This is a genomic window from Flavobacteriales bacterium, assembly GCA_020635855.1.
In the GTDB taxonomy this organism is placed as follows: domain Bacteria; phylum Bacteroidota; class Bacteroidia; order JACJYZ01; family JACJYZ01; genus JACJYZ01.
Window position 1 is genome coordinate 737,624 of record JACJYZ010000004.1, and the last position, 12,219, is coordinate 749,842.

Annotated in this window: 14 protein-coding genes and 1 tRNA gene; 14 read left to right on the plus strand and 1 reads right to left on the minus strand. The window is 49.5% G+C overall.

Annotated elements, in window-relative coordinates:
- Positions 1-8: 8 nt before the first annotated feature.
- Positions 9-1,190 (plus strand): hypothetical protein, encoded by a 1,182-nt coding sequence (locus H6585_15165; protein ID MCB9449671.1) that lies wholly within the window; start codon positions 9-11, stop codon positions 1,188-1,190.
- 8 nt (positions 1,191-1,198) lie between these two features.
- On the opposite strand, the gene H6585_15170 is transcribed toward H6585_15165, so the two are convergent.
- The gene (locus tag H6585_15170) at positions 1,199-1,738 is read right to left on the minus strand and encodes a CopD family protein (protein ID MCB9449672.1); all 540 of its coding nucleotides are present in this window, start codon (positions 1,736-1,738) and stop codon (positions 1,199-1,201) included.
- Positions 1,739-1,926: 188 nt separating this feature from the next.
- Here H6585_15170 and H6585_15175 point away from each other — a divergent pair, with 188 nt between their 5' ends.
- The 13 genes from H6585_15175 to atpH all read left to right on the plus strand — a co-directional run bounded on the left by H6585_15175 (position 1,927) and on the right by atpH (position 12,209).
- Entirely contained in the window at positions 1,927-3,084 is a 1,158-nt protein-coding gene (locus H6585_15175) for a homogentisate 1,2-dioxygenase (GenBank protein MCB9449673.1), read from the plus strand.
- Between the two features lie 45 nt (positions 3,085-3,129).
- Positions 3,130-4,275 (plus strand): 4-hydroxyphenylpyruvate dioxygenase, encoded by a 1,146-nt coding sequence (hppD, locus tag H6585_15180; protein MCB9449674.1) that lies wholly within the window; start codon positions 3,130-3,132, stop codon positions 4,273-4,275.
- 125 nt (positions 4,276-4,400) lie between these two features.
- On the plus strand, positions 4,401-5,882 hold the full coding sequence (locus H6585_15185) for a hypothetical protein (GenBank protein MCB9449675.1): 1,482 nt from the start codon (positions 4,401-4,403) through the stop codon (positions 5,880-5,882).
- A 231-nt stretch (positions 5,883-6,113) separates the two neighbouring features.
- Positions 6,114-7,400 carry a T9SS type A sorting domain-containing protein gene (locus tag H6585_15190; GenBank protein MCB9449676.1) on the plus strand — a complete coding sequence of 429 codons (1,287 nt, stop codon included), beginning with the start codon at positions 6,114-6,116 and terminating at the stop codon, positions 7,398-7,400.
- A 184-nt stretch (positions 7,401-7,584) separates the two neighbouring features.
- Positions 7,585-7,658, plus strand: a tRNA-Ala gene (locus tag H6585_15195).
- A 465-nt stretch (positions 7,659-8,123) separates the two neighbouring features.
- Positions 8,124-8,366 carry a hypothetical protein gene (locus H6585_15200; GenBank protein ID MCB9449677.1) on the plus strand — a complete coding sequence of 81 codons (243 nt, stop codon included), beginning with the start codon at positions 8,124-8,126 and terminating at the stop codon, positions 8,364-8,366.
- 119 nt (positions 8,367-8,485) lie between these two features.
- Positions 8,486-8,905: a polymer-forming cytoskeletal protein gene (locus tag H6585_15205; GenBank protein MCB9449678.1), complete on the plus strand. Its 420-nt coding sequence runs from the start codon at positions 8,486-8,488 to the stop codon at positions 8,903-8,905.
- Between the two features lie 52 nt (positions 8,906-8,957).
- Positions 8,958-9,107: an AtpZ/AtpI family protein gene (locus H6585_15210; protein ID MCB9449679.1), complete on the plus strand. Its 150-nt coding sequence runs from the start codon at positions 8,958-8,960 to the stop codon at positions 9,105-9,107.
- A 1-nt stretch (position 9,108) separates the two neighbouring features.
- The gene (locus H6585_15215; GenBank protein MCB9449680.1) at positions 9,109-9,495 is read left to right on the plus strand and encodes a hypothetical protein; all 387 of its coding nucleotides are present in this window, start codon (positions 9,109-9,111) and stop codon (positions 9,493-9,495) included.
- A gap of 166 nt (positions 9,496-9,661) precedes the next feature.
- Positions 9,662-10,768 (plus strand): F0F1 ATP synthase subunit A, encoded by a 1,107-nt coding sequence (gene atpB, locus H6585_15220; GenBank protein MCB9449681.1) that lies wholly within the window; start codon positions 9,662-9,664, stop codon positions 10,766-10,768.
- A 33-nt stretch (positions 10,769-10,801) separates the two neighbouring features.
- Positions 10,802-11,050: an ATP synthase F0 subunit C gene (gene atpE / locus H6585_15225; protein MCB9449682.1), complete on the plus strand. Its 249-nt coding sequence runs from the start codon at positions 10,802-10,804 to the stop codon at positions 11,048-11,050.
- A gap of 98 nt (positions 11,051-11,148) precedes the next feature.
- A complete protein-coding gene (locus H6585_15230; GenBank protein ID MCB9449683.1) occupies positions 11,149-11,643 on the plus strand; it encodes a F0F1 ATP synthase subunit B in 495 nt (164 codons plus the stop codon).
- A gap of 8 nt (positions 11,644-11,651) precedes the next feature.
- Positions 11,652-12,209: an ATP synthase F1 subunit delta gene (gene atpH, locus H6585_15235; GenBank protein ID MCB9449684.1), complete on the plus strand. Its 558-nt coding sequence runs from the start codon at positions 11,652-11,654 to the stop codon at positions 12,207-12,209.
- Positions 12,210-12,219 lie beyond the last annotated feature (10 nt).

Consider the following 12,219-nt stretch of genomic DNA (forward strand, 5'->3'; position numbering starts at 1 on the left):
ATACAGCAATGAAATCAATCCTATTTTTGGCATTCATGCTTATGGCTTCCGTGGGAGCCTGTCAGACTCCTATTTACTCTATCCCTCACCAGGATAACAGCGCAGCAATGTATGTTGATTATCAACCCCACGAGGGTATATGTGAGGTTTATAAAGATTCTTTACTCAAAGGATATTTTCTTTATTCCATCGAATGGAAAAGAAACCTGGTTAATGAGTTGGTGCCAAAGCCATATTACAAATACTTCAAATCAAAGGATGACAGTGATTTCGTTGAGATACCTATGGATGAAATTAAAGCGCTCCGTTTGAATAGAATGATAAAAGGAAGGAAAACCGAGGTGCTTTTTAAGCGGTTCCAGGTCGATAAGGAGTCCCTGTTGCTTAAGGAAATATCGAAGGGCTATTGTTTGCTTTACGATAACACATTTCTCGTAGATGAGATTGAAAATCGAAACCTCCTGAATTGGTACCACAGAAGACTTTCCAGTGAAGGCTTTGATCAATGTTCGGAAGAAGAGAAAGTCGATATAGTAAACCATCAGGATGAACAGTTCAGGCTTGCCAGAAAAGTATACTGCGACAGAAATGGAAATGGAGATATGGTACAGGTTAGCACTTTGGATCAAATGGATACCATTTGCCCTGTTACGGATGGGTACTGGCGAAAAACATACAATATGCTATCTGAACTTCCCCGGGAAGACGTTACATTTATTCTTGAAGTTCTTAATGCAGATGATCCGTTCGAACGGCTATCATTCTGGAAGGATGTCACAATATATCTGAAGAACGGTTCGACGCTAAAAGGGAAGGCTTATATACAAAAACTTGACTATGCCAGAACAAGACAAAATCCTGCATACATTCATTTCTATGATGGCCGACAGATGAAGATATTTGAAGGTGAAGAGGTGGACAGTTTGATCTATGGCGGACAGAAATACTATTCCATTCTCGGGATGGAGGATGATGAACACGTGATGGCAATAAAATGGGCCAATAAAAAATCACAGTATTTCATTGCAGAAAGGGTCGTTAATCACACCACCCTTTATAAAGAAATAGTGTCCAGAAATGGATTTCAGTATATGTTCTTTAAGGTACTGAAATCAGGGCGGAACAAGTATATATTCAATGATACCGGTTTAAGGAAACGGTATTTGGCATCATTAAACAAGGCCGGCTAAAACCAAGATCAAGGGTTTCGTTTCTCGCGACGTTTCCTGTATACCCGGATGGCCAGCATCAGTAGCATGCTGAACACCACCAGTCCCAACAACCCCCACCAGAAGTCGAACAGGTTCTTGAACACCACAATGAACACAATGGCCACCAGCAACACTGTGGCCAATTCATTCCATATGCGCAATTGGTAAGACTTCCAGGGAATCATATCCGCCTGGAATTTGGTGAAGAGCGAATGACATTGCAGGTGATACAACACCAGTCCCAACACCAGTGCCAGCTTCACCAGTAACCAGGCATCCCAGGTGGGATACAGGGTGATTGCCAACCATGGACCCAAAACCATCGTAATAACCATAGATGGCCATGCGATCCCATACCACAGGCGCTTTTCCATTAACTTGAATTGCTTTTGCAGGATGCCTTTTTCAGGATCGGGTTTGAGTGCAGACTCCGCATGATACACGAACAACCGCACGATGTAGAACAAGCCTGCAAACCAGGTAACGATAAAAATGATGTGAAGCGCTTTGATGTACTGCCAGGCCATGAAGCAAAAGTAATTTAAAAAGCCCTACAAGGAAACACAATTAAATTTTAAAAATCACACCTAATTCAGAAATAAAATCTGACGTGAATTGTGCCGACAACATAATGTTTCTAATTGACGAAGATCATTGATTTTATATGTGGTTCAGGCCTATTTTTGTGTAAGAACATTTAAACAAGTGTAAATCTATGCCTATTTATCATCACCTGGGTAAGATACCTCAGAAACGTCATACGGTTTTCAAGCAACCCGATGGCAGGCATTACTACGAACAACTTTTCGGAACGGAAGGCTTCGTGGGCATGTCTTCTTTGTTGTACCATGTGTACAGGCCCACCATGGTGAAAACGGTGGGTGAGTCCAAGTCCGTTGCGCCGAAAATCGCCATCGAGAAAAACATGAAGGCCCTGCGCCTTCGTGGTTTTGAAGTGCCTCCCGCCGATGATTTCCTCGATAGCCGAAAGGTACTGATGGTGAACAACGACCTCACCATTGGCGTGGCGGCTCCACGTAAATCACTCCGCGAATATTTCTACAAAAACGCCGATGCCGATGAGATGCTGTTCATTCACAAAGGATCCGGCACACTGCGCACACTGGTGGGCAACATCCCCTTCGAGTACGGTGACTATCTGATCATCCCCAGGGGCATGATCTACCAGATCGATTTCGACGGCGAAGACAACCGATTGCTGGTGCTGGAATCTTTCAGCCCCCTCTATACACCGAAGCGTTACCGCAATCATTTCGGACAATTGCTCGAACACTCCCCGTTCTGTGAACGCGACCTGAAGCTGCCCTCCGAACTGGAAACCCATGACGAGAAGGGTGATTTTCTGATGAAGATCAAAAAGGACGGCATGCTTTACGAATACATCTATGCATCACATCCATTTGATGTGGTGGGATGGGACGGATACAACTTCCCTTATGGATTCTCCATCCACAACTTCGAGCCGATTACCGGTCGCATCCACATGCCACCGCCGATCCATCAGACTTTCGAAGCGCACAATTTTGTGGTGTGTTCTTTCTGTCCGCGCCTGTACGACTACCATCCGCAATCCATCCCTGCTCCCTATAACCACAGCAACATCGATTCGGATGAAGTACTGTACTATGTGGACGGCGATTTCATGAGCCGCAATGACATCGGTCCGGGACACTTCACCCTGCACCCCGGAGGCATTCCCCACGGGCCGCACCCCGGCGCCATGGAGCGCAGCATCGGACAAAAAGAGACTTCCGAATTGGCTGTGATGATCGATCCGTTCAGACCGCTGAAAATTACAGAAGAGGCACTGTCCATCCAGGACCCTGACTATTACCTGTCGTGGGTGGAATAGTGGAATGAATAACAAGAAATCGTGTCAATTTAAATCAAGAGAAATATGGCAACCCAACTGAAAAATGTAGAGTACGGTACGGAGAAGATCTTCCAGGATGCGCAGGATTTCATGCCCATCAACGGTACCGATTACGTAGAGTTCTATGTAGGCAATGCCAAGCAGGCCGCTCACTATTACAAAACCGCTTTCGGTTTTCAGTCGCTCGCATATTCCGGCCTTGAGACCGGGAACAAAGAAGCCACTTCCTACGTGCTTCAACAAGACAAGATCAGGCTGGTACTGACCACGCCGCTGACTCCCGAATCGCCCATCGCCGAGCACATCAAACAACACGGCGACGGCGTGAAAGTGATCGCATTGTGGGTGCCAGATGCCCGTAAAGCTTTCGAAGAAGCCACCAAACGCGGTGCAAAACCTTTTATGCAACCCACCGTGGAAAAAGACGACAATGGTGAAGTGGTTCGCTCCGGTATTCATACCTACGGAGAAACCGTGCACATCTTTGTAGAGCGCAACAATTACAAAGGCCTGTTCCTGCCTGGTTTCCGCAAATGGGAATCTGACTACAACCCCAGTTCCATCGGCCTCAAGTTCATAGACCACATGGTGGGCAACGTAGAGCTGAACGGCATGAACGAGTGGGTGAAGTTTTATGGCGAGGTGATGGGTTTCGCACAACTGGTGTCCTTTGACGACAAAGACATTTCCACCGAGTACACAGCCCTGATGAGTAAGGTGATGAGCAATGGCAACGGCCGCATCAAATTCCCAATCAACGAACCCGCCGAAGGAAAAAAGAAATCGCAGATTGAAGAGTACCTGGAGTTTTACCGTGGACCCGGTGTGCAACACATCGCCGTGGCAACGGATAACATCATTGAAACGGTGACCCAGCTTCGTCAACGGGGCGTTGAGTTCCTCCATGTGCCTGCCACATACTATGATGATGTACTGGATCGTGTGGGCGAGATTGATGAAGATCTGAAGCCGTTGAAAGAACTGGGCATCCTGATCGACCGCGATGACGAAGGATACCTGCTTCAGATCTTCACTAAACCCGTGGAAGATCGTCCGACGGTGTTCTATGAAATCATCCAGCGCAAAGGTGCGAAGTCCTTTGGTAAAGGTAATTTCAAGGCCCTCTTCGAAGCCATTGAACGTGAACAGGAAAGCAGAGGAACACTCTGATCTCCCTTATTCCGAATGTCAACCCTCCCCTTTCCGGGGGAGGGTTTTTTTGTGGGAAGCTGTGCCCTGTCGCATCTCCGAAAAGTATGTATCTTGCACATACACATTCATCCTAAATCATCACCATGAAATACCTGTTGATTGCAATGGGTGCGGTTGCTATCTCGCTCCCCGTCCGGGCCCAACAAGAAAGAAGCGTCTTCTCTGCCACAGGCCGTGCAGGCGTGTCCACATCCATGGTTACCGACTATCAAACCATCGGTATCAACCCGGCCAACCTGGGGCTTCCGCCCAAATACGAAGGGCATTTTGTTTCCTTCGGGCTTCTTGAATCCGCCTACTCCATTTATTCGGAAGCGCTGACCAAACCTGATCTGCGCAAGAGCATCCGCGATTTCAACAGCGATGATTTCACTTATGAAGATAAGGTGAAAGCCGCCAAGGAATTTGCCGATGCCGGACTTAGCATCAACGTAGATCTTGGCCTGCTCAACCTGGCGGTCCAGACCAAAAAGATCGGCGGATTCGCATTCGGAACCCGCGAACGCATCCAGTGGTATTCCCGCTTCAATGACCTGACGTCGGATATCCTTTTTGAAGGTTTCAACGCCGACTACTTTACCAATAAAATCATGATGAACGGAGATACGCTCCTGGCATCCGATCCGAATTTCAACCCCGACTCCGTGAAGGAAGCTTATACCAATCAACCCAAGCTTTTCTCGGAGATACTGGATGGTTCCCGTATCAGCCTGTCGTGGATGCGAGAATTCAATTTTAGCTACGGTGTGAAACTCTTCGGCATAGCCAAAGATGAAGGCGATGGAGATAAGCTGGCCCTTTATGCCGGTGCGGGTTTGAAATATCTGTCAGGAATGGCCATCGTAGACGTGACAGCTGACGGCGGGCAACTCAAAGCCATTTCAGCGGTCACACCAGCCATTGATATCGATTACGGCTCGGCAGGGAAGATCAACCCATCCAACCTGGAACAGGGCAGCGGATTTCTGCCGAAGTCTGTGGGCAGTGGCATGGGTTTAGACTTCGGAGTGACACTGACGCTGAATGACAACATCAAGGCATCTGCGGCCATCACCGATATTGGCAGCATGACATGGAACGGAAACGTATATGAAGCCCGCGATACTTCCCTGTGGGATTCCGAATCGGCAGGCTTCAACAGCTATAACATCTTTTCCGAAGCCACCGAGATACTTGGCGACAGTGGTATGTTCACCTGGGACGGCCAGGCAGAACGCAAAGAAAAACTTCCCACCGTGATCCGACTGGGCGGCAGCATCGCCTTCTCTGAGAAACTCGAATTGGGACTGGATGCGGTGATGCCCGGCAACGATGAGCCCGGCAACATTGAAAAGCCGGTGATTGCCGTCGGTGGCGACTTCCAGGCATTGCCATGGTTGCGCCTGTCTACCGGACTAACCGTAGGCGGTAACTATGGCTTCAACCTGCCAGCAGGCCTCGTCGTAGACATGGGTGAGGGCGGAACCTGGGAGCTGGGTGTGGCCACACGTGATGTGCTCACATTCGTTTCCAAAAACAATCCCACGCTTTCGATGGCTTTCGGATTTCTCCGGTTCAGGGTTTGATTCCATTATATCCTATTATCAGCCGTTCCGGTTTGTCTTTGACAGGCCGGAACTTTTCATTGTAACCCTTGGGAGATAAGTCCGGGAATATGGAATTCCTCATCTTCTCTTAAAACAACCGTAAATTTTTAATGAAACCGGATTTACACCTCGGTTACAATACTTATCGTAATTTGCGGTACCTCCGATGACGCTTTTCATTCTTTCTTGCTCATTTAAAACGTACCGGTTATGAATACACATTCACCATCCGTACGCCTGCTTTTCATTGTTCTACTGGCGTTGAACGGCAGCGTACCCGCTTTCTCCCAAACATCGGGGTCCGGAGCTTACAACAAATTGGAAGAAGACAATCAACCGCCACCTGTCCTGCATACGGGTGTGACATATGAAGCAGGTACCCTGCCGCATGTGTCCAGCAACTGGATGATGGTAACGATGCAAAACACCTATACCTCTGCGGTGGTGGTCGCAACAGTGGTGTTGCCGAACGGCGTTCATAGCAGTCCGGCGGTAACACGTGTTAGAAATGTTGGCAGCAATAATTTCGAATTGCGCGTGCAGAATCCTTCCGGTGAGCAGCTGGTGGATTACACAGTGAATTACATGGTCTGCGAAGAAGGCGTGTACACCATACCCGACAATGGGATCCGTATGGAGGCCGTTAAGGTCAATTCCACCGAAACCGCCGGTTCGGGCCACTGGAAACTCGAAGAGCGGTGGTATCAGAATGAATACGAACATCCTGTGATAATTGGCCAGGTCATGTCCGAAAATGACCCGGGCTGGTCGGTGTTCTGGGCCAGTTCTGCGTTGAAGCACAATGAACCGTATGAATATGGCCGTGAGTTTGCCTGTGGCAAGCATGTGGGTGAAGATCCGGTGACCTCCCGCAACGACGAGACCATTGGATACATGATTTTTGAGGAAAGCTATGGACAGATAGGGAACCAGGCTTACTATGCGAAAATCGGTCCGGAGGTTGTCAGGGGTGTGGAAGATGAGTCCGACGGATATATCTACCCGCATCCCTGTATGTCTGCCCCGGGTGTTGCCCTTGTGAGCACGGTGGCCATGAAAGGCGGCAATGGCGGCTGGCCGGTTGTGGCAGGAAAGCTTGATCCATATACCTGTGCCATTCGTGTAAGTGTGGATGAAGACCAGGTACGCGACACAGAAAGATCCCATGTGAACGAAAGCGTTGCTTATGTGGTGATCGGAACGTCGGCCCCATCCAAGAATGATCCGTTACCGGATGAAGCACAACCGGATCCGATCGTGAACGTCTATCCCAATCCAAGTGGCGGCAGTTTGTATGTACGTGCCGATAATATCACAGGCCACGCGAACATCAGCATACAATCTGTCAATGGCAGCCTGGTGGCAGAACGGGAAGCTGAAATGACGGGTGGCCTGAACGCGCAATTCGACCTGGGTCATGTGCCTGATGGCATATACATGGTACGCATCGTGCATAAAGGTGGCGTAGAAGTGAGAAGGGTGGTACTGGAAAGATAAGCCCTCCTCCGCTAAAGCTACGGCGGGCAAGCAAGCGCATACAGCAACAGCATAGAGAAGGGCGTACGGCGGATAGGCTGTGTGCCCTTCTGTCATGTAATGATGCTGTGTTCGATAATCGCCTGTTGGGGGATTCTGAAAAAATGATATTTTTGCAGTCCCTTGTGAAGCAAGGAATTTTCAAGGGGCATTAGCTCAGCTGGCTAGAGCGCTACAATGGCATTGTAGAGGTCATCGGTTCGACTCCGATATGCTCCACAAAAACTGCAAGAGCATACAGCAACAGCATACAGATAATATGTGCTGACTGTATGCTCTTGTTGTTTTTAGTGCCTGCGTGCTGATCAAGTGGAATGTGTTTATCCAGGCAGAAACCCAATGCCAAAGGCATTGAATGTTTATAGGTGATTGCATGGGTGCGATGATGTACGACCCCGATGGGGTCGCAGGGTTTTCCATTGTTCGTGTTTTCTATAAACCTTGAATCCCGTTGGGATTTTTTTCTTCGTTTAGCACTCAATCATTGGCGTCTTTATTCCTCAACGTTTTGAATCATACAAACAGAAAAAGGGTGCGGTCACCCGCCACCCTTTTCCCGTTTCGCCGGCACCGGAGGAGAATATACTCGGATCTGCCGGCGGGCTTTAACCCTAACCGGAACAAATGTAAATCATGTGTTGATTAAAATGTAAATGATAATTACATTTATGGCAAAAAAACAACATGGTAGTCACACATAAAACACACCGCATCCGGAATGCCATTCGCTTGCAACTGGCGCTGCGCCAGGGAGGCATTCCGCCCAACAGGAAAGCTTTGGAACACACCGGGATCATTGCACCGAAGCGGCTTTCCCTGCTGCTGGACAATGAACTGCAACCCACTTTTGAAGAACTGTGGCAACTGGCGGAGTATTTCCAGATTCCCGTGCAGGATCTCTTCAGTCCGATCGCATCTCCAAAATGAATGGCAAACGATAGCGTTGAACCATAGAAACCCAGGCACAGTGAGCATCCGCAGCCGGGGAAAAATAGCTATATTTGCACATTCGAGAATTGCGTATGTTTACAAAAAAAGCGGTATCCATGGCCAAAATCGTCGAAGTAGACAACCTTCATAACAAGATCGGAGAAGGAACAACCATCGAAGGAGAGATCAAATCTTCCGGTAACCTGAGGGTAGATGGTTCCGTGGTCGGCTCCATCCATTCCAAAGGCAAGGTCGTGATCGGCCCAACCGGAAGCGTGGAAGGAGAGATCACCTGCCAGAATGCCGATGTGATCGGCTCGATCAAAGGAAAAGTCACCGTTGTGGAGTTGCTGCTCCTCAAAGCCACCGCGAAAGTGGAAGGGGATATCGTTACCGGTAAACTCGGCATCGAACCGGGTGCCAACCTTTCCGGAACCTGCAACATGGGGAAAGAAAAGCCGCAAATCAACCTGAATGGACAAAGCAACGGAGAACTCCGAAAAGACAAAAAGGAAAGAGAATCCGTCCCCGCCTGATGACCGGAAGTACAACGCTTATGTGCGTTATTCCGGCATTGCTTTCCAAACCATGGCCCTGATCCTGCTGGGCGTGTTCGGCGGCTACAAGATTGATCGCCACTTCGAACACGAACAGAACTGGGTGACCGCCATCACCACCCTGCTTGCCACTGCCTTTGCCCTTTACTACCTCTTCAAACAGCTGACACAACAACGTTGATATGCAAACCGAGACCTTCCTGAAGTATGCCAGGGTACTCACCATCGGTACCCTTCTTTTGTCCGCCGCGATCCTTGTGGTGAAGTATGTCGCATTTCCGGAAGCACACCTCGAATGGTTCCAGGCCCTGCCTGTTGTGATCGTATTCTATGCTGTGGGCCTGTGGTCGGGCTACCGTCTGCTGAAGGCCCGCAAAGATGGCAACAACAATTTCGTTCGCGCCTTCATGCTCACCAGCGTGATCAAGCTGATGATCTACTTCACCCTCCTCTTCGTTTTCCTGTGGCAATGGAAGGAATATGCCCCCGAGGTGATCGTGCTGTTTGGTGCCTGCTACATTGTGTACGCAGCCATTGAGCGCCTCAACCTGATGAAGGCACTCCGCTAGCCTTATCTCATCGGCCCGAAACAGGTGCCGGTGGAACCCCAATGCAGGTTCGTGGAATACGTGAATATCCTGAAGAAAATTATTTTTTTAATCAATAGAATTACATAGCTTTGCGGTCGTTTTTCGGGCCTTTGGCGATAGAAAAGCCCGGAAACCCTTGACGCACATGAAATACGCTGCATTGAACAAGTTGATTTTAGCCCTGACCGTGATCTTCACCGGGGCGCTCGTTGCAAGTCCGTTTGCCAACGCCTCCGAGCCTGAGGCATCCGGCGCGGAACCGACCGAACATCACGAACAAAAGTTCAACGCCAGCGAACTTATCATGGGCCACATCGCCGACTCACATGAGTGGCACATCCTCGGCAGTCACGAAAACCCCGTATCCATTCCGCTTCCTGTTATCCTTTATGACCAGGCAACCGGTTTTACCTTCGCCATGTCAAATGCGTTTGAACATGAGCACGTGGTGAACAACCGCTATGTGATGGAACACGATAAGATCAAGGTGGTGGATGCAAACGGTGAAGTGGACGAAGCGGCTACAGCCGGACTGTGGGACTTCAGCATCACCAAGAATGTGGCCTCCATCCTGTTCAGTCTGACCTTGATGCTGCTGGTATTCTTCCAGGTAGCCAAAGCATATAAACGCAACGGCGTGAAGGCACCCCGCGGCATTCAATCCTTGCTGGAGCCTATCATCGTCTTTGTTCGCGATGAAATTGCCAAATCAACCATCGGTGAGAAAAAGTACGAGCGCTTCATGCCCTTCCTTCTCACCGTTTTCTTTTTTATATGGATCAACAACCTGCTCGGACTGATCCCCATCATGCCGGGCGGAGCCAACGTAACAGGTAGCATCACCGTGTGCATGGCACTGGCCCTGATGACATTTATCATCACCACCATCCGCGGAAACAAACACTACTGGAGGCACATCTTCGCCATGCCGGGCGTACCCGTGGCTGTGCTGCCCATCCTGACCATCATTGAGTTGCTGGGTGTGTTCCTGAAGCCTTTCGTGCTGATGGTTCGGTTGTTCGCCAACATCACGGCGGGCCACATCATCGCCCTGTCTTTCTTCAGCCTTATTTTCATTTTCGGTGAACTCAACCCCATCGCGGGTTATGGCTCCAGCGTGCTGAGCCTGGTGTTCACCGTATTCATGGCCATGCTCGAATTGCTGGTGGCCTTTATCCAGGCATATGTGTTCACCCTGCTGTCGGCCATTTATTTCGGCATGGCGGTGGAAGAACATCATGATCATCATTAATGAATTTTTGTTAAACCCTTAAATCAAGCGAATATGTTACTCGTGGAAATGTTACAACAAGGTGGATTGGGTTACGGCGTTGCCGCCCTCGGTGCTAGTCTGGCTGCAGTAGGTGCTGCCCTTGGTATCGGTAGAATCGGTGGTGAAGCCCTCCAAGCCATGGCACGTCAGCCGGAAGCAATCAACGACCTGCGCGCCAACATGATCCTGACAGCCGCCCTCGTGGAAGGTGCCGCCTTCTTCGCGATGGTAATCGGTCTGTTGGTTGTGTTCTTGAAATAATTTCTAACGGCATCTGTATATACGGAAAGCCCTTGTCACCTTCCGGTGGCGAGGGCACAATTCCGTGGTTCAACAAACGGATACCTTAAAGAAAACACATGGAACTGATACAACCTGCCATAGGCCTTCTGTTCTGGATGATGGTCTCCTTCCTGGTGGTCCTCTTCATCCTGAAGAAGTTTGCCTGGAAACCCATCCTGGGTGCCCTGAAGGAAAGGGAAACATCCATCGAGAATGCGCTCGATGAAGCCGAAAAGGCCCGTACCGAAATGGCGAGCCTGCAAGCTTCCAATGAGAAGCTGCTCCAGGAAGCGCGCATCGAAAGGGATGCCATGCTGAAGGATGCCCGCGACATGAAGGACAAGATCGTCGCCGAAGCCAAGAACAAGGCCAAGGATGAAGCCGATCGCCTGATCGTGGCTGCAAGGGAAACCATCAAGAACGAAAAGATGGCAGCCATCACCGAGTTGAAAAACCAGGTGGCTACCCTGTCCATCGACATCGCTGAGAAGATCCTGCGCAACGAACTCACCCAGGAAGAGAAGCAGAAGAACCTGAACTCAACCCTGCTGGACGAGGTTAACCTCAACTAATTGATCACATGAAAGGTTTACGGGCAGCCAATCGCTATGCAAAATCATTCCTGAAACTGGGCATCGACCAGGGGAAGGTGGAAGAATTGTATGCCGACATGAAGTTGGTGGCCAACACCATTCATGACAGTCGCGACCTGGCGGTGATGCTGCACAGCCCCATCGTGAAGACCGACAACAAAATCACCGTGCTGAAGAAAATCTTCGAAAGCAAGATCAGCAAGCCTTCCATGGAGTTTATCAACCTGATCACGCGCAAACGCAGGGAGACGCTGTTGGAAGAGATCGCCAATGAGGTGGTGAAACAATACAAAGAGTACAAGGGGATTATGACCGCCGAGGTAATCGCGGCCGTATCCATGTCGGAAGACATGAAGAAAAAGATCCTCTCGATGATCAGCGAAAAAGCCGGAGCACAGGTGGAACTGATCGAAAAAACAGACCCGTCGCTGATCGGCGGATTTATCATCAAATTCGGCGACAGGCAATATGATGCCAGCGTCGCACACAGGTTGAAGGAGCTGCGCAAGGTGTTCAGCGAAAACCCCTTCATCCGGGAAATGTAAAGCGTAAACG

Coding starts and splice junctions, on each gene's coding strand:
- H6585_15170 (MCB9449672.1), bottom strand. CDS start 1,738: ATGGCCTGGCAGTACATCAAAGCGCTTCACATCATTTTTATCGTTACC.
- hppD (MCB9449674.1), top strand. CDS start 3,130: ATGGCAACCCAACTGAAAAATGTAGAGTACGGTACGGAGAAGATCTTC.
- H6585_15230 (MCB9449683.1), top strand. CDS start 11,149: ATGGAACTGATACAACCTGCCATAGGCCTTCTGTTCTGGATGATGGTC.
- H6585_15165 (MCB9449671.1), top strand. CDS start 9: ATGAAATCAATCCTATTTTTGGCATTCATGCTTATGGCTTCCGTGGGA.
- atpE (MCB9449682.1), top strand. CDS start 10,802: ATGTTACTCGTGGAAATGTTACAACAAGGTGGATTGGGTTACGGCGTT.
- H6585_15215 (MCB9449680.1), top strand. CDS start 9,109: ATGCAAACCGAGACCTTCCTGAAGTATGCCAGGGTACTCACCATCGGT.
- H6585_15175 (MCB9449673.1), top strand. CDS start 1,927: ATGCCTATTTATCATCACCTGGGTAAGATACCTCAGAAACGTCATACG.
- H6585_15190 (MCB9449676.1), top strand. CDS start 6,114: ATGAATACACATTCACCATCCGTACGCCTGCTTTTCATTGTTCTACTG.
- atpH (MCB9449684.1), top strand. CDS start 11,652: ATGAAAGGTTTACGGGCAGCCAATCGCTATGCAAAATCATTCCTGAAA.
- H6585_15185 (MCB9449675.1), top strand. CDS start 4,401: ATGAAATACCTGTTGATTGCAATGGGTGCGGTTGCTATCTCGCTCCCC.
- H6585_15210 (MCB9449679.1), top strand. CDS start 8,958: ATGGCCCTGATCCTGCTGGGCGTGTTCGGCGGCTACAAGATTGATCGC.
- H6585_15200 (MCB9449677.1), top strand. CDS start 8,124: ATGGTAGTCACACATAAAACACACCGCATCCGGAATGCCATTCGCTTG.
- H6585_15205 (MCB9449678.1), top strand. CDS start 8,486: ATGGCCAAAATCGTCGAAGTAGACAACCTTCATAACAAGATCGGAGAA.
- atpB (MCB9449681.1), top strand. CDS start 9,662: ATGAAATACGCTGCATTGAACAAGTTGATTTTAGCCCTGACCGTGATC.